The organism is Fusicatenibacter saccharivorans (genome assembly GCF_027667425.1).
GTDB lineage: Bacteria > Bacillota > Clostridia > Lachnospirales > Lachnospiraceae > Fusicatenibacter > Fusicatenibacter saccharivorans.
Map to the genome: position 1 here is coordinate 35,288 of NZ_JAQEGR010000003.1, position 20,493 is coordinate 55,780.

General features: G+C 49.5%; 16 protein-coding genes. 13 read left to right on the plus strand and 3 right to left on the minus strand.

Going from position 1 to position 20,493, the window contains the following annotated elements; genetic code table 11:
• Positions 1–33 precede the first annotated feature (33 nt).
• From PGS38_RS03650 to pulA, 3 genes are all read left to right on the plus strand, one after another.
• Positions 34–1,356 (plus strand): carbohydrate ABC transporter permease, encoded by a 1,323-nt coding sequence (locus tag PGS38_RS03650; RefSeq protein ID WP_243104946.1) that lies wholly within the window; start codon positions 34–36, stop codon positions 1,354–1,356.
• Positions 1,356–2,234, plus strand: a complete 879-nt coding sequence (locus PGS38_RS03655) for a sugar ABC transporter permease (RefSeq protein WP_243110793.1) — start codon at positions 1,356–1,358, stop codon at positions 2,232–2,234. Before PGS38_RS03650 ends, PGS38_RS03655 begins: the two co-directional genes overlap by 1 nt.
• Positions 2,235–2,817: 583 nt before the next feature.
• A complete protein-coding gene (gene pulA, locus PGS38_RS03660; RefSeq protein ID WP_270475934.1) occupies positions 2,818–6,783 on the plus strand; it encodes a type I pullulanase in 3,966 nt (1,321 codons plus the stop codon).
• A gap of 221 nt (positions 6,784–7,004) precedes the next feature.
• On the opposite strand, the gene PGS38_RS03665 is transcribed toward pulA, so the two are convergent.
• Complete coding sequence (locus PGS38_RS03665) at positions 7,005–7,385, minus strand: 4Fe-4S binding protein (protein ID WP_022463049.1); 381 nt, start codon at positions 7,383–7,385, stop codon at positions 7,005–7,007.
• Between the two features lie 314 nt (positions 7,386–7,699).
• Between PGS38_RS03665 and PGS38_RS03670 the strand changes: the two genes are divergently transcribed.
• The 6 genes from PGS38_RS03670 to PGS38_RS03695 all read left to right on the plus strand — a co-directional run bounded on the left by PGS38_RS03670 (position 7,700) and on the right by PGS38_RS03695 (position 12,765).
• The gene (locus tag PGS38_RS03670; protein WP_270422391.1) at positions 7,700–8,539 is read left to right on the plus strand and encodes a C39 family peptidase; all 840 of its coding nucleotides are present in this window, start codon (positions 7,700–7,702) and stop codon (positions 8,537–8,539) included.
• 68 nt (positions 8,540–8,607) lie between these two features.
• On the plus strand, positions 8,608–8,865 hold the full coding sequence (spoIIID, locus tag PGS38_RS03675) for a sporulation transcriptional regulator SpoIIID (protein WP_055220903.1): 258 nt from the start codon (positions 8,608–8,610) through the stop codon (positions 8,863–8,865).
• An 86-nt stretch (positions 8,866–8,951) separates the two neighbouring features.
• Complete coding sequence (locus tag PGS38_RS03680; RefSeq protein WP_119188906.1) at positions 8,952–9,698, plus strand: copper homeostasis protein CutC; 747 nt, start codon at positions 8,952–8,954, stop codon at positions 9,696–9,698.
• Positions 9,699–9,736: 38 nt separating this feature from the next.
• Positions 9,737–10,996 (plus strand): M20/M25/M40 family metallo-hydrolase, encoded by a 1,260-nt coding sequence (locus PGS38_RS03685; protein ID WP_270475936.1) that lies wholly within the window; start codon positions 9,737–9,739, stop codon positions 10,994–10,996.
• 15 nt (positions 10,997–11,011) lie between these two features.
• The gene (locus PGS38_RS03690; RefSeq protein ID WP_055220899.1) at positions 11,012–11,941 is read left to right on the plus strand and encodes a nucleotidyltransferase family protein; all 930 of its coding nucleotides are present in this window, start codon (positions 11,012–11,014) and stop codon (positions 11,939–11,941) included.
• 98 nt (positions 11,942–12,039) lie between these two features.
• Entirely contained in the window at positions 12,040–12,765 is a 726-nt protein-coding gene (locus tag PGS38_RS03695) for a glycosyltransferase family 2 protein (RefSeq protein ID WP_270475938.1), read from the plus strand.
• Positions 12,766–12,854: 89 nt separating this feature from the next.
• Here the strand turns inward: PGS38_RS03695 and PGS38_RS03700 are convergent, their stop codons facing one another.
• Positions 12,855–13,982 (minus strand): hypothetical protein, encoded by a 1,128-nt coding sequence (locus PGS38_RS03700; RefSeq protein ID WP_270475939.1) that lies wholly within the window; start codon positions 13,980–13,982, stop codon positions 12,855–12,857.
• 562 nt (positions 13,983–14,544) lie between these two features.
• Between PGS38_RS03700 and PGS38_RS03705 the strand changes: the two genes are divergently transcribed.
• A complete protein-coding gene (locus PGS38_RS03705; RefSeq protein WP_055220896.1) occupies positions 14,545–15,519 on the plus strand; it encodes an SH3 domain-containing protein in 975 nt (324 codons plus the stop codon).
• A 118-nt stretch (positions 15,520–15,637) separates the two neighbouring features.
• Here the strand turns inward: PGS38_RS03705 and PGS38_RS03710 are convergent, their stop codons facing one another.
• The gene (locus PGS38_RS03710; protein ID WP_022461109.1) at positions 15,638–16,834 is read right to left on the minus strand and encodes a nucleotidyltransferase domain-containing protein; all 1,197 of its coding nucleotides are present in this window, start codon (positions 16,832–16,834) and stop codon (positions 15,638–15,640) included.
• 217 nt (positions 16,835–17,051) lie between these two features.
• Between PGS38_RS03710 and PGS38_RS03715 the strand changes: the two genes are divergently transcribed.
• Genes PGS38_RS03715 through PGS38_RS03725 form a run of 3 tightly spaced genes read left to right on the plus strand, consistent with a single transcriptional unit; the run spans position 17,052 to position 20,483 of the window.
• Complete coding sequence (locus PGS38_RS03715; protein WP_022461108.1) at positions 17,052–17,321, plus strand: PqqD family protein; 270 nt, start codon at positions 17,052–17,054, stop codon at positions 17,319–17,321.
• A 28-nt stretch (positions 17,322–17,349) separates the two neighbouring features.
• Positions 17,350–19,530, plus strand: coding sequence for an NAD-dependent epimerase/dehydratase family protein (locus tag PGS38_RS03720; protein WP_022461107.1), 2,181 nt, complete (start codon positions 17,350–17,352; stop codon positions 19,528–19,530).
• A complete protein-coding gene (locus PGS38_RS03725; RefSeq protein WP_022461106.1) occupies positions 19,527–20,483 on the plus strand; it encodes a hypothetical protein in 957 nt (318 codons plus the stop codon). The genes PGS38_RS03720 and PGS38_RS03725 overlap by 4 nt, the downstream gene beginning before the upstream one ends.
• Positions 20,484–20,493: the final 10 nt, after the last annotated feature.

A 20,493-nucleotide genomic window follows, 5' to 3' on the forward strand; every position in this document is an offset into this window, starting at 1 on the left:
ACGACAAGGTGGGAAGATGAGCAGAAAAACAGTCTGATCCTGTCTTTCCCGGACACGGATACATCGGAAGAGCGCGTTATTTTTCTGGGACTGGGAAATCTGGCTCACAAACAGATCGTAAAGGGTATTTTATTTCTGGCAGTAGAAATTGCGTATCTCCTGTTTATGATCGAAGGCGGTATCAACAATCTCTATCATCTCATCACCCTGGGCGGCCGTGCGCAGGAAGAGGTGTGGAATGAGGCCAAGGGTATTTATGAATATACCGGCGGCGATATGACAATTCTGTTCCTGCTCTACGGAGTAGCAACGATTTTTATTACGGTTCTCTTCTTTATGATCTGGCGTGTCAATATGAAGAGCGCTTATGAGGTAGAGTGTCGTGCAAAGGAAGGGAAACATATCAACACCATCAAAGAGGATCTGGAAGCACTCGTTGACAAGAGACTGCACTGGACCCTGCTGACACTTCCGATTCTTGGTATTGTGATTTTCACAATCCTTCCACTGGTCTTTATGATCTGTATGGCTTTCACCAGCTACAGTAAAGTCGGCGACCATCTGACGATTTTCCACTGGGTTGGACTGAAAAATTTCAGTACGGTTCTTGGCATGGGCAACTCGATCGGCAAGACATTCTGGTCTGTTCTTGGATGGACCCTGATCTGGGCTGTGCTCGCTACCTTCCTGAACTATATTCTTGGTATGATTCTTGCGATTGTCATCAATCGTAAAACAACCCGTATCAAGGGATTCTGGAGATTCTGTTTTATGCTCTCCGCTGCAATTCCGCAGTTCGTTTCTCTTCTTCTGATGCGTACGATGTTAAAGGACAACGGCCTGATCAACAACCTCTTGGTTCAGGCCGGTCTGATCAGCAGTCCGCTTCCGTTCCTGACAAATGCGACCTGGGCGAGAGCAACGGTTGTTATCATCAACCTCTGGGTTGGTATTCCGTTTACCATGATGCAGGTTACCGGTATCTTACAGAACATTCCGGGTGAGCTTTACGAGGCAGCCCGTGTTGATGGCGCAGGTCCTGTGACAATTTTCTTTAAGATTACGCTGCCGTATATGCTGTTTGTCACGACTCCGTATCTGATTACGACGTTTACGGGTAATATCAACAACTTCAACGTTATTTATCTGCTGACTGCAGGAGCACCGGTTCCGGTCGGAGCAACCGCCGGAAAGACGGACCTTCTGGTTACCTGGCTGTACAAGCTGACGGTTGACTTACAGTACTTTAACGTTGGTGCGGTTGTCGGTATTCTTACCTTTGTCATTCTGGCTGTGGTTTCACTGATCACGTACCGGAATACTGGTTCTTACAAGAACGAGGAGGGATTCCAATAATGAATAACAAAGAGAAAAAAACACACTCCATGAAAGCGCGCGGAATGATTTCCGATGTGATTGTACATGTGGTTCTGGCACTGCTTGCGATTGTGTGGGTGATTCCGGTTCTGTGGATTGCACTCTTAAGCTTCAGTACACAGAAGGGATCTTATGTTACCAGCTTTTTCCCAAAGGGATATACGCTTCATAATTATGTGCGTCTGTTTACGGATACGCAGGTTTTGGACTTTCCGCAGATGTTTAAGAATACGTTTATCATTGCTGTGTTCAGCTGTCTGATCTCTACGGTATTCGTGCTTTCGGTTTCTTACTGTATGTCGAGAATGCGTTTTAAAATCCGTAAGACTTACATGAACATCGCGATGATCTTAGGTCTGTTCCCGGCATTTATGTCGATGGTTGCTGTCTACTATATCTTAAAGGCAGTTGGTCTTTCGGAGGGATCAATGATCCGCGTGGCATTGATTCTGGTGTACTCGGGCGGTTCCGGAGCGGGATTCCTGCTTGCAAAGGGATTTTTCGATACGGTTCCGAAGGCACTGGATGAGGCGGCTTATCTGGATGGAGCGACGAGATTCCAGGTGTTTACGAAGGTGACAATTCCGCTGAGTAAACCGGTTATTGTGTACACGACGTTGAGTGCATTTCTGGGACCGTGGCTGGACTTTATTTTCGCAAAGGTTATCTGCAGAGCGAATGCGAAGTATTATACGGTTGCACTGGGTCTGTGGAAGATGCTGGAGAAGGAGTATATCGACAGCTGGTATACTTGCTTTGCGGCGGGAGCGGTTTGCATTTCGGTGCCGATTGCGATTTTGTTTGTTGTAATGCAGAGATATTATACAGATGGGCTTTCAGGAGCCGTCAAGGGATGATTTGTGGAGCAGCCGATGAGGGGTCGGCTGCTCTATTTGTGTGTGGGGGACGGATCTGACTCCGGCGCCGTGGCACCTGCCGCACAGACGGGCGCGGTGGCATCGACGGGCGGATGATGACGTGTGGGAGGAGGTGGATTGAGGAACCGAGGCTATTCGACAGGAAATCTGATGATTTCCCGTCTCAGAGCCTCTTGACTTCCGGCCTGGATGGCCGTCCGTCATCCTCACCCCACTGCCTCCCACGCGTGCATCATCCGCATGCCGCCGATGCCAATGCGCCCGTCTGCGCGGCAGGTGCCACGACGCCGGAGCCAGATCCTGGGGTTGAAGGACGGGAGGAGGGGCTGGATCTGCCCGGAGGGCAGATCGGCGTGAGATTGTTGTGTGTGGAAGGGGAGAGTGTGTTGGAGGACGGGGAGAGGGCTGGATTCGCCCGGAGGGCGAATCGGCGTGAGTTTGTTGACTGGTGCGAAGTTTGGAGATAGAATGAAAAAAATATTTCCGGAGTTTTTTGTGCTTGATTTTATGAGAACAGAAAAGTTCCGGGAACATATTGTGTGAAATTTGGAGGTTTTGCGGTATGGATAGGATTCGACTGAATGCTTCGGAGTGGATGGATTTTCGGAGTGGAGAAAAGAAGTGTTTTTTGCTGACGAACGGACTGGGAGGTTATTGTTCGCTGACGGTGATGGGGAATGCGGCGAGGAATGATCAGGCGCTGTTGATGGGGGCACTGAAGGCGCCTACGGTGCGGGAGCATCTGATTTCGAATGTCTGGGAGACGTTGGAGGTGGATGGAGAGGAAACGGAGCTGTTTTCACAGGAGTTTGTGAATCGGACGCAGAATGTGGAGGGGTTTCGGTTTCTGGAAGGATTTGAGATGGGGAGTCTGCCGGTATGGTTTTACCGGGTGAAGGGGATTGAAATTGAGAAGACGATTGGGATGGTTCAGGGGGAGAATACGGTTCTTGTCCGGTATCGGGTGAGAAGTGGGAAGAAGGGGAGTTTTTCGGTTCGGCCGGTGATGCGGTTTGCGGCGAAGGGGGAGCAGCTGCAGGAGGGGCAGGATTTTGCGGTGGATCGGAAGTGCATTGCGAGCAATGGTGTGATTCTTTCTTATGGGACAAATGGGGAGCTTCAGATGGAGAAGGAGAGGATCTGGAGGGATTTGTTTTTTGAGCAGGATGCGCGGGATGGAAGAGATGGCATCGGAAGTGCTGTCGTGAATCATCGGATTCGGTTTGAGATGACGGGAGACGGCAGGGAGCAGGTCTTTTTTGTTGTGTATAGTCTCGCGGATGATGTGGATAAGTGGGATGAGGAAAGGATTGCGCTGTGGATAGAAGAGGAAGAGAAGCGGCAGGAGATGATTGCGGAAAAGTCCGGGATTTCTGATCCGGTGGGAAAGCGGCTGGCGGTGAGTGCGAGTCAGTATATTACGGAACGTGCATCGACAGGTGGGAAGAGTATTATGGCTGGTTTTCCTTATTTTGCGGACTGGGGGCGGGATACGATGATTTCGCTGCCGGGGTGCACGCTGGCAATTGGGGAGTATGAGGAGTGTAAGAGCATTCTTCGGACTTTTATGGCATATACAAAAGAAGGACTGATGCCGAACCTGTTTCCGGAGGGGGATGCGCTTCCGATGTATAATACGGTGGATGCGGCCCTTTTGTTTCTGGATGTGGTGTATGAGTATTACCTTGAAACAGGAGATCTGGAGTTTGTGCGCGAGGCGTTTCCGGTGATGGAGGATATTGTGTTCTGGTATCAGAAGGGAACGGATTTCCATATTAAAATGGACAGTGACGGGCTGATTATGGCCGGGGGCGGTCTGGAGCAAGTGACGTGGATGGATGTGCGGATTGACAAGGAGCTGCCGACACCGCGTCACGGGAAGCCAGTGGAGATTAATGCGTACTGGTATAATGGTCTGAGGATTCTGGAAGAGCTGGCGCCATTTGTCGGAAAGGATGGATCGGCGTATGGGAAGCTTGCGGAGCAGGTGAAGAAGAGTTTCCTCGAAAAGTTCTGGATGGAAGAGGAAGGATATCTGAAGGATGTGCTGAACGGCACGTATGAAGAGAAGCAGTTCCGATGCAATCAGGTCTTTGTGCTGGCACTTCCGTTTCAGATGGTGAGTCAGAAGCAGGGGCAGCGGATCTTACAGGCGGTCAAAGAAAAGCTGTATACGACAGCAGGACTGCGGTCATTGGAGATGGAGGATCCGGCATTTCATCCATGGATCGGCGGAAGCCAGCCGGAGCGTGACAGGGCATATCATCAGGGGACAGTCTGGGGATTTCCGCTTGGGGCGTATTTCCGTGCGGTGCTGAACTATTTCCCGAAGGAGGGAAAACAGGAAGTGCGCCGCGGACTGGACCGTCTTGCGAGCTGGATGCAGGAAGGATGTCTGTTTCATCTGGCGGAGATTTATGATGGTGCGGCGCCGGTGATGTCGAAGGGATGCTATGCGCAGGCGTGGAGTGTTGGAGAGATTCTGCGGGTTTACAAAGAAATGGAGGGAAAGAAGATGAATGCGGTGGTGAAAAGAACGCCGGCGGAGTGGAAAAGCTTTTTTGAATCGGAAGAATTTGTGGAAAACTTTACGTATGAAGGGGATGACCTCGGTGTCTCGGTGAAGAAGAGCAGGGAATGTGATGGAAACTGGCAGATGCCGAAAAAGGATGAGCAGTTTGTGACAGAGTGGAAGCTCTGGGCGCCGACAGCAATGGAGGTTTCGCTGGAGCTGTTTTCACGTGGCAGCAGCCGGGAGCACGGGGACCGAAAAATAGCCTCGATTGCGATGACGCGCGGTGAAAAGGGTGTCTGGAGTTGTGCATTGCAGGGAGCGCGGTATGGAACGTATTATACGTATCACATTCTGCACTCAGATGGCGTTTTTGATACGGTCGATCCGTACGGCGTGGCTTCTGGTGTTGATTCGGAGCGGAGTATGGTAGTAAATCTTGCAGAGACGGACCCGGTGGGCTGGGAGCAGGATAAAAGACCGGAAATCCGGCCGGAGGACCGCTGTGTGTATGAGCTTCATGTGAAGGATTTTTCAAGCGATCCGAATTCCGGTGTTTCGGATAAGCACCGTGGAAAGTTTCTGGCATTTACGGAAGAAGGCACAACGCTGAATGGAGACGGAATTCATGCGACAGGGCTCGATTACCTGAAATCGCTTGGCATTTCTCATGTGCATCTGCTTCCTGTTTTCGATTTCGGCAGTGTGCCGGAAGACGATGCGGAAGCGTTCAACTGGGGATATGACCCGGTGCAGTACAATGTGCCGGAGGGATCCTATGCAACCGATCCGTTCCACGGGGAGGTACGTATCCGGGAAATGAAGGAAATGGTTCAGGCACTGCATAAGGCCGGCATCGGTGTGATTATGGATGTGGTATACAATCATACGTACAATCTCGATTCGCCGTTTCAGAAAACAGTTCCTTACTATTATTATCGTGAATGGGAGGACGGCACGATTTCCAATGGTTCCGACTGCGGAAACGAGACAGCGAGTGAGCGGGAGATGTTCCGCCGCTTTATGGTGCGCTCGGTTTGTTACTGGGCGAAGGAATATCATATCGACGGTTTCCGCTTCGATCTGATGGCACTGCATGACACGGAGACCATGAATGCGATCCGCACAGCTCTGAACCGGATGCCGCGCGGCGAGGAGATTCTGGTTTACGGTGAACCGTGGAAAGCAGCGGCAAGCGCAATGCAGGAGGGATATTTTCCGTCGGATAAACAGAATATCGGAAGGCTGATGGATGGCATTTCCATGTTCTGCGACGATACGAGAGATTCGATCAAGGGAAGCGTTTTTATTGCCGCAGAGGGAGGCTATGTCAATGGAAAAGAGCGTCTTTCCGCAGGAATACTTTCTGCGACAGATGGCTGGATGGACGGAAAAGGAGCCTACGAGCCGCGCAATGCGAGCCAGCTGATTCCGTATGTGTCGGCACATGATAATTATACACTGTGGGATAAATTAAAACTGTCCGATCCGAAGCGGAAGGAGGATGCGGAGCCGGATTTTGGCAAGATGGATGAGCGGACGCTTTCGATGAACCGTCTGGCGGCGGGCATTGTGATGACCTGCAAGGGAATGCCGTTTTTCCAGGCGGGTGAGGAATTTGCGCGCACGAAGCATGGCGAAGGAAACAGCTTCAAATCGTCGTGGCAGCTCAACAAAATTGACTGGACACGCGCCTTAGAGCAGGAAGAGCTGGTGGACTATTACCGTGGTCTTCTCGCTCTGCGCCGAAAATTTCAGGCATACGGAACGTGCGAGCCGGACTGTAAAAAGACATTTTTCCGTGAAAACCAGATCGCAGGTTACGAACTGGAATACCCGGATGGCCACGCAGTCTGCGTCTTCTACAATCCATGGGAAAAAGAAGCTTTGCAGAAACTTCCGGAAGGAAACTGGAAACTGCTCTGCGATGGAAAACGCTGCGCAGAGGATGGAGCAGAGATGAAAGAAAGCATGATGCTTCCGGCAAAATCGATGGTTCTGCTGGCGCGGGAGTAAAATTGTAAATTTTGTCCCTTTTTGTCGGAATGCTGTCTGCGGAAACGGGCATCGATCATTCTGCCAGGCGGCGAGCGGGAATCAATTGTTTTTCGTTTAACAGAAAAATGCACTGTGGAATTGTCCGACGACGTTCCACAGTGCATTTTTATGTTTATGTGAGCAATGAGTCAGGATCTGTGCTTACACGAGATCCTGGCGATATCTAAGAGTTCGGATCATTATTCGTCCACAACTTCCAGTACATCCATCGGGCAGGCTTTCGCGCAGATACCGCAGGCGATACATTTGGAAGCCGGATTTCCCTCGGTTTTTACGATCAGGCCAAATGGACAGGCCTTCGCACAGGCTCCGCATCCCGTACATTTTTTCTTGTTGATCATGTAAACGCCCTTCGGGTTCTGGGTAATGGCGCCTTCCGGACAGGCCTCGGCACATTTACCGCACTGCGGACAGGCGATCGGGCGGACAGCCTTTTTCTCTACGATCTGCAGACATGCCTTGTCCGGATCAAATACCTTATAAAATGCCTCAGAACATGCTCCCACACAGGCAAGACAAGCCATACAGGTGCTGCCTTTTTTTACTTTCAGTTTTTTCATTTTGTTTTATCCTCCGCTTAAAGATGTTGTTTTTCCTATTTTACCATTTTTGAACTTTTTTCTCAATGATATTTCCGGAATTTGCCATCTTTTTCCTGCTTGCGGTTTTGCTTCCGTTTCGCATGGCTTTGCACAGATACAAAAAATCTTAAGAAAGCAGACGGAAAAAAAGCAGTTTTTCTTCGGAAAATATACAAAAAGAAAAATCGGAAATTTGTTATGATGAAAAGGAAGAATGTACTCTCAATCATCTCACAAAATCAGGCACAGAAAGATTTTGGGAGTACACCATAAGATCGGGAGGGGGATTTTTCATGATCCGTGAAAACAATACACTGGAATGGCAAGAGACAGCAGAACAAAAAAGAATGACACAAAGAAGGATAATACAAAGAAGAGAAAGAGCACGGAGACGAAAAAGAAAGGTATGGCGGATCCGCGGGCTGCTATTGCTGTTCGGCTGTCTTCTGTTTTTGGGCGGTGTGCGGCGCTTCCGGCAGAATCCGATCCAGCGGTATGCGAAAGCAAACGGCATTTCAATGGATCAGTACCCGGAGGAGCTGTTGTCGCTTTACGAGAGAAACAATGAGACGGAGACGTTCGTCGAAGAATATCCGTTGAAAAAAGAGGAGGAGCCGGAGATTGACCTGAGCGACCTGTCATCCGCATCGGAGGTTCCGCTTCTCTTGCAGTGGGATCAGAGATGGGGCTATCACCGATATGCCGGTGAAGTGATGGGATTAAGCGGCTGCGGACCGACAGCACTTTCCATGGTTGCCATTTTCATGACCGGCGATATCACAAAAAATCCGCGCTGGGTCGCCGATTTTGCCTCACAGAACGGCTATGCTGTAGACGGCAGCGGAACCGCCTGGTCTCTGATGCTGGAAGGAGCCCGGCAGATCGGCCTTTCCAGCAAAGAAATCCCTGTGGAACGGGAACGGGTGGAAAACAACCTGCAGGCCGGAAACCCCATCATTGCCCTGATGGGACCCGGGGAGTTTACCAGCAACGGTCATTTTATCGTTCTTACCGGATTGCAGAATGGCAGACTGAAAATCAACGACCCAAACAGCAGAAAAAATTCCGAAAAAACCTGGGATATCGATCAGGTGCTGGAACAGACAAAAGCGGTATGGGTATATTACAAATAATAAAATAGAAGACATACCCATCAAAGCCTCCGAATACACTGTAAAAACAGCGTCTTCGGAGGCTTTTTGTGAGGGACTATATCGAAGAGCGTGCTGTGGAGACAGCAATTTACATGATTGAGACGAAAGCGACCGTACGGCAGACGGCGAAAAAATTCGGAGTGAGCAAAAGTACCGTGCATAAGGATCTGACATCACGTCTGGTACAAGTGAATCCGGGTCTGGCGGCAGAGGCAAGGAAAATTCTGGATGTGAACAAGTCTGAACGCCACATTCGCGGCGGCATGGCAACGAGAGAAAAATATCTGCATCAGAAGCAGAAGTGAACGAAAGTGAACCAAAGAAGCTCTTTCCTAATTGCCTCAAATAGGGTATGATAGAGAAAGAAAATTACGAAAACAGAGGGAATTTTATGAACGATTATATCCTGGAAGTCTGTGTGGACTCGGCGGAGTCGGCGCTTGCGGCGGCAAAAGGCGGGGCAAGCCGGCTGGAGCTGTGTCAGAATCTGGTGATCGGCGGAACAACGCCGGGTTCGAAGCTGTTTGAGGTGATCCGCAGACAGACAACCATTCCGATTCATGCATTGATCCGCCCGCGGTTCGGGGATTTCTGCTACACCCCATATGAATTAGAAGAAATCCGCGAGGAAGTCGCGATGTACCGCGAACTTGGTGCAGAGGGCGTTGTGGTCGGTGTGCTGAAAGAGGATGGAACGATGAATATGGCGGCAATGGAACAGCTGATGGAGGCAGCCGACGGCATGTCCGTGACGCTGCACCGCGCGTTTGATGTCTGCCGCGATCCCAAAGAAGCGCTTGAGCAGGCGGTATCGCTTGGTATGAACACCATTCTTACCTCCGGTCAGCAGAACAGTGCGGTAAAAGGAGCAGAGCTTCTCGCCGAACTGCAGCGCCAGGCGGCGGGACGCATCCGTATTCAGGCGGGCGGCGGTATCTGCGCGGATGCGATCCGCGAGCTGTATCCGAAAACCGGCGTGACCGCCTACCATATGTCCGGAAAAATCGAACTGGCGAGCCCGATGCAGTATCGGAAAGAAAATGTGAACATGGGACTTCCATCCTTAAGCGAATACACCCTCTACCGCACCGATGTTAAAGCCGTGCGCAGCGCGAGAGCGGTACTGGAAGAACTTTAAGAAAATAAAAAAAGAAAAGAAAAGGACATAACATTATTATGAAAGCAAATACCATCAGCGGCCAGCGGCAGTATGCGTTCGTCAGCCAGTTTAACTACATCCGCGAAGCCGGAACGAAAGGCGAAGAAAAAGCAGCCTGCCGGATCGAAAAAGAACTTTCTGAAATCGCAGAAAAATGGGGGCAGGGCGAATTGCAGATCCGCCGCGAGCCGTTCGAGATTGAGACATGGCAGGTTGACGAAGCTGTCTTTACGGTCACAGAGCCATATGAGAAAACATACACCGTCCGCGGCTGCTTCGCGGCAGCCAATACCGCTCCGGAAGGCGTGGAGGCACCATTCCTCTACGTAGAAAACGGCGACCCGGTCAGCCTTTCCCATGCAGAAGGGAAAATCGTCCTGATCAACGGCGGTGCCAATGCAGAAAACTATGAAAAACTGGAAAAAGCAGGAGCCGTCGGATTTCTGATCCTGACCGGAACGCCACTGGACAAAGATGAGGACCGTCTGCCGGACTACCGCACCCTGCGCGGCGTAAAAAATCCGAAACTGCCGTGCGCCGTCATTCATTATCTTGATGCGATGGAACTGGTAGAACGGGGAGCGAGCCGTGCACGCCTCATTTTACAGCAGAAAAAAATCAGGAGAACGTCGAAAAATATCATCCTGCGCATCCCGGGAACCGAGCAGCCAGAGGAAATCCTGACGCTGACGGCTCATTACGATTCCGTTCCGCAGGGACCTGGTGCATACGACAACATGGCGGGCGCAGCGATCATCATGGAGCTGGCACACTACTTCGCCGAAAACCGCCCGAAACGGACACTGGAATGCATCTGGTTCGGCGCGGAGGAGCTGGGTCTCTGCGGAAGCCGGGCGTATGTGAAAGCGCATGAGGCAGAGCTGGCGCAGCACCGCTTCAACATGAACGTCGACCTCGCCGGACAGGCCATCGGCGGAACCGTGCTTGGCGTGGCAGCAACGAAAGAGGCATGCGACGTGATCATGGAGCACTTAAAACAGGCGGACAAAGGCGTATCGCTCATCAACAACATCTGGAGCAGCGATTCCAACACCTTCGCATGGAAGGGCATCCCGGCGATGACGCTGAACCGCGATGGTTTCGGCATGCACACCTGCCACGATACGATCGACTGGATCTCCGCCTGGTCACTGAACCGGAGCGCCGGTGTCCTGGGCGAAATTGCCGAGTATCTGGCGGATGCAGAACCATTTCCATTTGAAAGAGAAATTCCGGCAGATTTTGCGGAGAGATTAAAAGCTTATTTTGGAGAATAAAAAGGAGAGAACATCATGAGCAAAAAACCAGTATTAGTCATCATGGCAGCAGGAATGGGAAGCCGTTACGGCGGATTAAAACAGATTGATCCAGTTGACCCGTACGGAAATATGATTATCGACTTTTCCATTTATGATGCAAAACAGGCAGGTTTTGAGAAAGTCATCTTTATCATCAAAAAAGCCATCGACGAGGCATTCCGCGAGGGCATCGGCAAGCGAATTGAGAAATACATGGATGTAGAGTATGTTTACCAGGAACTCGACGTTCTCCCGAAAGGCTACGAAGTGCCGGAAGGCCGCGTCAAACCGTGGGGAACCGGTCATGCGATTCTCTGTGCGGCAGAAGCCATCGACGGCGCACCGTTCGCAGTCATCAATTCCGATGATTATTATGGAAGAACGGCATTCGAGGAGATCTACCGTCAGCTGACAACCGAGCAGGACGGCGCGACCTATCAGTACGCGATGGTTGCCTACGACCTGTACAAAACCCTGACCGACAATGGCCACGTAGCCCGCGGCATCTGCACCGCAGACGACCAGAACCACCTTGTCGGCATTCATGAGCGCACAAGAATCGAAAACCACGGCGGACAGGCCGAATACACCGAGGATGACGGCGCAACCTGGACCGGATTGCCGCAGGGAACCATCGTTTCCATGAACCTCTGGGGCTTCACACCGAGCATTCTGATCGAGCTGAAACGCCGCTTCCTGCCGTTCCTCGAGAATGTATACAAAACCAACCCGTTAAAAGGCGAATACTTCCTGCCGTTCGTTGTCGATGAACTGCTGCAGGAGAAAAAAGCGGAAGTCACCGTACTCCGCTCCTATGATAACTGGTACGGCGTAACGTACAAAGAAGACAAAGAAAATGTCATGGCAGCACTGCAGAAATTAAAAGACGAGGGCCGTTATCCGCAGAAACTGTGGGAAGAATAACAAACGAACGGTACTGGGAAATTTTCTCCATGAGTGCATCTTTCGCAATGAAAAGAAATCCTGTATAATGGATGGAAGGAAATGCAAGGAGAATACCAATGGATACCTTATATATTGTAATACCAGCCTATAATGAGTCGGAAAATATCAAAAGAACGATCGAGGAATGGTGTCCCGTCGTGGAGAAGCATAACGGCGGCGGTGCGTCCCGTCTTGTGATCATCAACGACGGAAGCCGCGACGATACGTATGAAATTGCTTCAGCAGAGTGCGAAACCCACCCGTTGCTCACCGTGCTGACGAAGCCAAACGGCGGCCACGGTTCCACCGTTCTGTACGGCTACCGCTATGCACTTGAAAACGGTGCGGACTATATCTTCCAGACCGATTCCGACGGTCAGACCGATCCGGCGGAGTTCGAAAAGTTCTGGCAGATCCGCGAGGACTACGACGCCATTTTCGGAAACCGCACAAGCCGCGGCGACGGCTTTTCCCGCGCTGTCGTGGAAAAAGTGCTGTGCGCGGTGCTCTGGACCTATTTCCACGTATCCGTGCCGGATGCAAATGCCCCGTTCCGTCTGATGAAAGCAGACTACGTGGCCGAGTATCTGCCGCTGATGCCGGAAAACTACAATCTGCCGAACGCACTGCTGACTGCCTTCGGAGCGTATTTTCACCGGAAAATCCGTTTCATCCCGATCAGCTTCAAGCCGCGTCAGGGCGGAACAAATTCCATCAACATCCGTAAAATCGTAAAAATCGGCCGTCAGGCGCTGCACGATTTCTGTGAGATTCAGAAGGCGGCTGCGAAAAAAAGAGGATAAAAAATAATATAAGAGAAGGAACGTATCCCATGTTTCATGAGATACGTTCCTTCTTTTTGTATGCTTATTTTTTATTATGGACCTTATTTTTAATAGAAGCGATGCGATCTTTTCTGATTCATGGAATCCTTTAGTGCCAGAAGTGATTCGATCAGGATCAGAAGCAGGATCACAGCGATCATGACTGCGAGGATCTGATTTGTTCGCTGATGGAACCAGGAGCCGATTCCTGTGTGTGCAGTCTGTGTATTCTCGGTCTGTGCGGCATTTTCAAGAGCTGCAGTTTCCGAAGTAATAATCTGTGCATCCGGGTCTGTTGTTCTGACAGATGGTACAATCTGCGTTGCGGCTGGAAGCTGGCTGGAAGAAGTAACAGCGGATGCGGTAACTTCCGGGTGGATGGTGGAAAGATCAACTTCTTCGTCTTCTGTAACAACTGCGCTGGCAATCGGTTCTGCTGCGATCGGTTCGGATGCAGGAACCTGTTCCGGTGCGGTTTTGGATGCAGGAGCTGCGGTTTCCGGAAGAATATTTTCCTGTGCCGGCTGTTCCGAAGCAGATGGCTGTACCACGGTCGGGGTTTCTGCCGGTGCGGATGGCTGTTCCGGAACGGATGGTTCTGGAGCGGCCGGTTCTTCCGGAACTTCCGGTACAGATGGCTCTTCTGGAAGAGATGGCTCCGGGTCAGTTGCCGGTGTTTCCGGGATTGCGGTACAGTAAACAAGAGAAGTCATCGCCGCCGAAGAATCCGTAATCACAACGGAACCGCCATTGGAAACGGCCTGTCCATTAACATAGAAGGAAATCTGATCCATATCCAGTGTGTAGCCAGGTTCCGTAACCATCGATACGGAGAACGTTCCGTTTACTTCCTCGACCGGTTCGCTGTTCTGATACAGGACATAGGAACCATCATCGGAAAGATATGACATGGTGACCGGCGCATCCATTGTGGAATCCTGAAATGTCAGGGCAGCATCGGTAAAAGCAAGGGCCGCCTGATCGGTGTTCAGATAGAATTCCAGGTCCTGTGCATCGTAATGGGTGAAGTGAATGGTAATTTCACCGGCGTCTGTATTTTCTGCACTTGGAACTGTCTCGGCTGCTGCCGAATACGGAGCGGAAAAAAATAATCCGGCCGCCAGGAGGCCTGCCATTCCGAATCTCAGAATCAAATTTCCTGTGTGTTTTTTCGTTGTCTGTGTGCTGTGTAACATATGACATCCTCCTTTCACCTGATCGGTTTCTAATGTCGGTCTGTTTTATTTTCCTGCGGTAAGTTTCACGTATAAATTGAAAGAAAAATAATTGATAAAATATAAATTTTCTTTCTTTTTAAAGATTATACCATATGTAGAAAGAAATATCATGTAAAAATAAAAAGTTAAAAGAAAATTTGAAAATGCGTCAAAAGTGGAAAAGGTTTGTAATGCATGTCGAAAAATAGAAAAAGAACTGTCACAATTTCTTAAAAAATATTTGCGGAAAAAGAGGGCAGAAAGGGCAGAATGTGAAACAAAAGCAAAATAAAAAGAAGGAAACAAGACACGGAAAAGTATTCCAGGCAGGCCGCATGCAGAAGAAAAAGTGGGAATAAAAACCGATCCAATTCGTCAAAAAAGCGGAAAAGTGGTGAAAAATTGTGGGTTCTATGAAAAAAACGATGGGAAAAGACAGGAATGTTGTCGAAATATTCTAGTTGACAAAAAGATGTAACACTGGTAGAATCGGTTTGTAACAAGTTGTAACAAAAACGTAATAATTGTTCAGGAGGTAAGTATGACATTCAAAAAAAGTTATGTGCCGGGCATCCTGGGGAGCGTGCTCACACTGACTGTCATCATGGCTGCACCCGTAAAAGCAGAGACAAAGGAAGAAACCATTTTAAATAAAACAGACTGGAGCACAATGGCTGCAGCAAACGTAGAAGGATATGTCAACATCCGCAGCGAGGCAAACGCAGATTCCGAGATCGTCGGAGTTCTGATGCCGGGCTATGCGGTTACTGTAACAGAAAAAGGAGACGAGTGGAGCAAGATCTCTTCCAATGGTGTAGAAGGCTACATAAAGAATGAATATCTGGTATTTGGGGAAGAGGCAAAAGCACATTACCGCAATATGTGCGGTATCACCGGAGTTGTTCAGGCGGACAGCCTTCGTGTCCGTGAGGCAGCATCCACAGATTCCGCGCAGGTTGGAACACTGACACAGAATGGTGAAGTCAGCATATTCGGCGAAGAGGCTGACTGGTATCAGATCCAGTACAGCGGAAGCAGCGCATACGTTCATGGAGACTATGTGACACTTTCAGAGGAGTTAAAAGGTGCTGTTTCCATGGAGGAATACCAGGCATCACAGGCCTGTGCGGCAAGCAGCGCAGCAGCAGCCTCCACAGCAGGCAGTGCATCGGTAATTTCCGCAGACAGCAATGATGTGGCAATGCTTGCAGCACTGATCGAGTGCGAGGCAGGCGGCGAGAGCTACACAGGAATGGTGGCAGTCGGAGCGGTTGTAGTAAACCGTGTCAACAGCGGTTCCTTCCCGAACAGTGTTTCCGGCGTTATTTATCAGAGTGGACAGTTTACACCGGTTGCGACCGGAACTTTCCAGAGTGTGCTCGCACGCGGAGCGAGAAGTGACTGTTACGCAGCTGCACAGGCTGCACTTGCAGGTGAGAGCCCGGTTGGCGGATGCCTGTATTTCAACAGCGGCTACGGCAGCGGAATTCAGATCGGATATCAGCATTTTTATTAAAAACAGGCGTGGAACCTTTGCAAGGGGATAGGCAGAGGGAAGACGCATTCCCATAGATTGACAGAACAGAAAAACGAGTAAGTGAACAGGGGAGACGTTCGCTTACTCGTTTTTCGTTTTATTGCAAATCGTTGTTGTCGAAGATTTTTAACAGCTTGGTCTTCCGGTTATCGGCCCGGAAGTCTGCCAGCGTCTGCCGCAGTGTCGTGTGGCGGATACGGTAGGTGTTGGACAGGAAACAGAAAAATGTGATGACCCAGAGAACCGGCCAGAGAAGTACGCATTTATGAAGCTTTGGGAACCGCAGCTTCATCTGAATATGGCCTTCGTGGAACCAGGCATGGATACCGGTGTGCTGGTAGGAACCGCTGCTGACAATTTTTCTCTGTGTATCACTGCCGAAATCGCCGTCTGCGAGAATTTTTTCCAGAAAAATGGCACAGTCAGAGGCAGAGCAGTGAACCTGCGGATCAATGGAGGCAGAAAGACCGAAATAAATACGGCAGGATTCCAGAATCAGCTCATAAAGATGAAAAATTTTCGATTCCCGGCACCAGAAGTGGATTTTTTCAAAATTAACCTCGGAGGCATAACGTTCCAGATACAGAGTGAAATCGCAGAGCAGACGGCTGCCAAAACCGCTGTAGAGGTAATGCTTGAGCATGTGATGCAGCATGTAAAACACATTTTCCGTTGGCGGCAGTACCGGATAGGTCTGACCGTAGAGTTCCACGAAAGATGGTTTCAGATGACTGGCGGAAAAAATTTCGTCCACCAGTTCATTGGCCCGGGAAAACTGATAAATACCGACGATGCGGTAATGGAGTTCCAGCGTAAAGGAGCGGCCAGTCTCGGGAAAAGTGAAGCGGTAGGTGACATGGTGATCGCTCTCCTCCGGCTCCTCCGTGTAGCCATGAGCGTTAAGAATCCGGCAGGCACGGGAAAAAGCATCTTTTTCGGGAATATAAAGATCCAGATCTCCCAGCTTCCGATATTCGGGAATGGGATAATTGGCGGCGAGACTGATGCCCTTTAAGAGAAAGCAGGGAATCTTCTCCGCAAGGAGGAGCGAAAAAGTAAGGCGTGTAAAATGTTCCAGCTGATAATAGGAGAGCAGCATCTGCTTCGTCTGCTGTTTGAGAGCAGAAAACTGCGGCTGCTGTTCAAAATATGGCAGAAGAAACGGAAGCGAACAGTGTTTTTCGGCCAGACGGTATAAGGCGGACGGATCCACACCATCAAGCGGGACCGGTTCGGACAAATCCGTGCATAAATTTTTTAAAATCTGTAAATAAACGGCATCAAGCGGCTGCATAAGATACTCCTTTGGGGAAAAGATTTTTCAAATATGTTTTAGTATATCACAAAATGGAAAAAGAAAGTGCAGAGAAATAAAACTTTATTACAGATATCAATAAAAAGCAAAATAAAGTTTACAATGCAATTGGGTAGGGCTATAATAGAACTATTAGTATCCTTGTTTTTCTCTGAGGTAAGAAAGAAAAGCAAGACGCAGAAGAATGGAGATAAAAATGACCAGAAAAGGTGATTTTGTACTCAGACAGATTGCAGACGAATATGTTCTGATTCCATATGGGGCGACGGCGGAAAAGATGAATCAGGTACTCACACTGAGTGAAACAGCAGCTTTTATTTACGAGCAGACCGGCGATGCCGTATCTGCAAAAGAGATTGCAAAACGGCTCGGAAAAGCTTACGATATGCCGGCGGAGGAAGTGCAGGAGGACGTAAACGCAGTGCTGGAAACATTCCGAAACTATGGTATCCTGGAGCGTGTTTGAAAAATCTACGAAAACGGCGAGGTAGCGTATGATAGTATTTTTAGTCGGCGGCGAGAGCAGACTGATGGATGCTCTGATCACCAAAATGGAAAAAGACGGACATAAGACATATCTGCTGACCGGAAAGCGGGATGGAAGAGGAAAGTACCGCCGCGTCTTCGAACGGTATAATTTCCCCTACGACAGCGAGAGCGTGCGGGAAATTTTTACCAATGTAAACCCGGATCTTGTTATTTTTCTCGGAGCTTACGATACCAACTATGACTGGAGTGATGCCAGAAGAGAGTCGGTCCGTTACACCGCAGATCTGACAAACCTTCTTTCGGCGTATGCATTTAAACAAAATGGTCGTTTTGTGTACCTGTCTTCCGAAGTTGTTTATGGCCGGTCTTACAGCAGCGATATCCACGAAACGGAACCGGCATCGTCCAAAAGCTTTCAGGCAATGGCGATTTTGCAGGGAGAAAATATCTGCAAAAGCTATCGTGACACCAGAGAGATGGACACGCGGGTTCTGCGCTTCGATCATATGTATGATATTCCACGGAAAGGAAAGGCCGACAATAACCCATGTTTCCAGATGATGCTGGAAATGCTGAAAACCAATCAGATTGCAGCAAACAGCCGAAATGTTTTTTCCATGATTTATCAGAGCGATGCGGTGGAGTTTGCGTACCGCGTGATGATGGCAGAGCATCCGAAATATCCGCTGTATCACATTTCTTCCGGCGAGGTCATCAGTCAGATGAAACTGGCAGAGCTGATTCAGCAGAATGCGGGAGACGGAACGACGATTCGGGATGATACCGTCGGGGAGGGCTATCGCCTGGTGCTGGATGGCAGACGGTACAGGAAAGAATTTGACGGAAAAATTTTTGTCCCATACGAAGAAGGCGTAAAAGCTGTTGTAGAGTATATGAAGAAATACAGCAGTTCCTTTTTACAGAGAGAAGATACGGGCGCCGGATGGGGCAACCGGGTCTGGAGACTGCTGGTGCGGATTTTCCGCATGCTGGCTCCGTATCTGGAAAACCTGATCTGTTTTATCCCGTTCTTTATGATTCATAACCGTGCGGTCGGCAGCCAGTATTTTGCAAAGCTGGATGCGTATCTTTTGTATGTGCTTTTGTTTGCGATTGTGTATGGACAGCAGCAGGCGATCTTCTCAGCGCTTCTGGCGACGGCTGGCTACTGTTTCCGCCAGATGTATAACCAGAGCGGTCTGGAAGTGCTGATGGATTACAGTACGTATATCTGGATGGCGCAGCTTTTTATCCTGGGCATGGTAGTCGGTTACATGCGTGACCAGATTCATCATATCAAAAAGGACGATCAGGAGGAGATCGGCTATCTGCACGGACAGCTTGGCGATATGACTGAGATCAACGACAGCAATGTGCGGATGAAACAGATTTTTGAACTGCAGCTTGTCAACCAGAAGGACAGTCTTGGAAAAATTTATGAAATTACATCGTCACTGGATCAATACGGTGCCTATGAGGTGCTTTTCTATGCAGCACAGACGATTTCCAAGCTGATGAATACGGAGGATGTGGCGGTTTACACCGTTGCCAACCAGTCGTATGCGCGTCTCTTTTCCTTTACTTCGCCGACGGCCAGAAAGCTGGGAAATTCCATCCGCTACCCGGAGATGGAAGCGATGTATACGGATCTGAAAGAACGCCGCGTATTCATCAACAAGACGATGGATGAGCGCTATCCGCTGATGGCGCAGGCCATTTATGCGGAGGATGAAATGCAGATCATTCTGATGCTGTGGGGACTTCCGTGGGACCGCATGAACCTGGCCGAGTCCAATCGTCTGACGGTCATCAGCTATCTGATTCAGAATGCGGTTGTCCGTGCAAACCGTTATCTGGAAGCACTCCGGGAGCACCGTTATCTGGGCAACAGCAGCATTTTGGAAAAAGAGGCATTTACACAGCTGGTAAGTGCGTTTTTTGAGGCAAAGCGGAATGGACTGACAGAATGTTCCCTGGTAAAGATTACCTGCGGAGAAGAAAAATATCTGGAAGCAGCAGAGGTGCTCGGAAAGAAACTGCGACAGACCGATTACGTCGGAATGCTGGATGGCGGCCTGTATGTATTGCTTTCGGATACAGAGGAAAAGAATGCGCTGGGTGTTATTACTCGTTTTGCAGAAGCTGGATATGAGAGTACAATTGCAAATGGGGAGGTGGCCGCATGAGCATAAACGGAACACTGGCGTTTGTGATCCTGTGGATCGTGAATGCTCTGATTGCGCTTGTGTATCTGCTGGTTGGAATTTTCCTTTATGTTCCGGCGTGTGATCTGAAAAGAGAGCAGGGGGAGGAGATTCAGTACGACAATCGGAGAGCATTTTTTATTCGTTTTATCGTCATGGTTCTCTGCCCGGTCGTCGGTCCGGCATTTTTTCTGTGCAGTTATCTGATTTACAAGACGGTATTCCGCCAGGCGGTCGATCTGGAAGATGTTATTTTCAGCAAGGAACGTGTGCAGACACATCTGAAAGCGGACGAGGAGCGGGAGCGCAACATGGCGCCGCTGGAAGAATCGCTTGCCGTCAGTGACAAGCGGAATATGCGTATGCTGATGCTGAATGTGATCCGCGGAGATATGCAAAAATCCCTGGAATCCATTACCATGGCACTGAACAGCGAAGATTCTGAGACATCCCATTATGCGGCCTCGGTATTGCGGGATGAGCTGAACGATTTCCGGTCCAATGTGCAGAAAATGTACACGCAGATGCAGCAGGAAACAGAGACGGAAACAGAATGTGAAGAAATGCTGATCGATTATATGAATCGAATTTTAAGTCAGAAAATTTTTACAACAATGGAGCAGACCAAGTATGTCAATATGCTGGAAGAAGCGGCCGAATCGCTGTACCAGAAAAACGGTGCACGAATTACGGCAGACCGGTACGAGGGACTGTGCCTGAAACTTCTGGATTTAAAAAAAATTCCGGAAACCGAAAAGTGGTGTATGCGTCTGGCACGGCAGCACGGAAATGCGCTGGCAGCGTATACCTGCCGGTTAAAACTGTATTTCACAATGGGGGAAAAAGAGAAATTCTTCGAAGTTTTGCAGGAACTGAAAGAGTCTGATATTATTATTGATAATGAGACGCTGGAGCTGATCCGGATTTTCAGTTAAGCAGGAAGAA

Excerpts from the sequence above, each read along its gene's own strand:
- PGS38_RS03655 (WP_243110793.1), top strand. The coding sequence starts at position 1,356 with ATGAATAACAAAGAGAAAAAAACACACTCCATGAAAGCGCGCGGAATG.
- pulA (WP_270475934.1), top strand. The coding sequence starts at position 2,818 with ATGGATAGGATTCGACTGAATGCTTCGGAGTGGATGGATTTTCGGAGT.
- PGS38_RS03665 (WP_022463049.1), bottom strand. The coding sequence starts at position 7,385 with ATGAAAAAACTGAAAGTAAAAAAAGGCAGCACCTGTATGGCTTGTCTT.
- PGS38_RS03670 (WP_270422391.1), top strand. The coding sequence starts at position 7,700 with ATGATCCGTGAAAACAATACACTGGAATGGCAAGAGACAGCAGAACAA.
- PGS38_RS03680 (WP_119188906.1), top strand. The coding sequence starts at position 8,952 with ATGAACGATTATATCCTGGAAGTCTGTGTGGACTCGGCGGAGTCGGCG.
- PGS38_RS03685 (WP_270475936.1), top strand. The coding sequence starts at position 9,737 with ATGAAAGCAAATACCATCAGCGGCCAGCGGCAGTATGCGTTCGTCAGC.
- PGS38_RS03690 (WP_055220899.1), top strand. The coding sequence starts at position 11,012 with ATGAGCAAAAAACCAGTATTAGTCATCATGGCAGCAGGAATGGGAAGC.
- PGS38_RS03695 (WP_270475938.1), top strand. The coding sequence starts at position 12,040 with ATGGATACCTTATATATTGTAATACCAGCCTATAATGAGTCGGAAAAT.
- PGS38_RS03700 (WP_270475939.1), bottom strand. The coding sequence starts at position 13,982 with ATGTTACACAGCACACAGACAACGAAAAAACACACAGGAAATTTGATT.
- PGS38_RS03705 (WP_055220896.1), top strand. The coding sequence starts at position 14,545 with ATGACATTCAAAAAAAGTTATGTGCCGGGCATCCTGGGGAGCGTGCTC.
- PGS38_RS03710 (WP_022461109.1), bottom strand. The coding sequence starts at position 16,834 with ATGCAGCCGCTTGATGCCGTTTATTTACAGATTTTAAAAAATTTATGC.
- PGS38_RS03715 (WP_022461108.1), top strand. The coding sequence starts at position 17,052 with ATGACCAGAAAAGGTGATTTTGTACTCAGACAGATTGCAGACGAATAT.
- PGS38_RS03720 (WP_022461107.1), top strand. The coding sequence starts at position 17,350 with ATGATAGTATTTTTAGTCGGCGGCGAGAGCAGACTGATGGATGCTCTG.
- PGS38_RS03725 (WP_022461106.1), top strand. The coding sequence starts at position 19,527 with ATGAGCATAAACGGAACACTGGCGTTTGTGATCCTGTGGATCGTGAAT.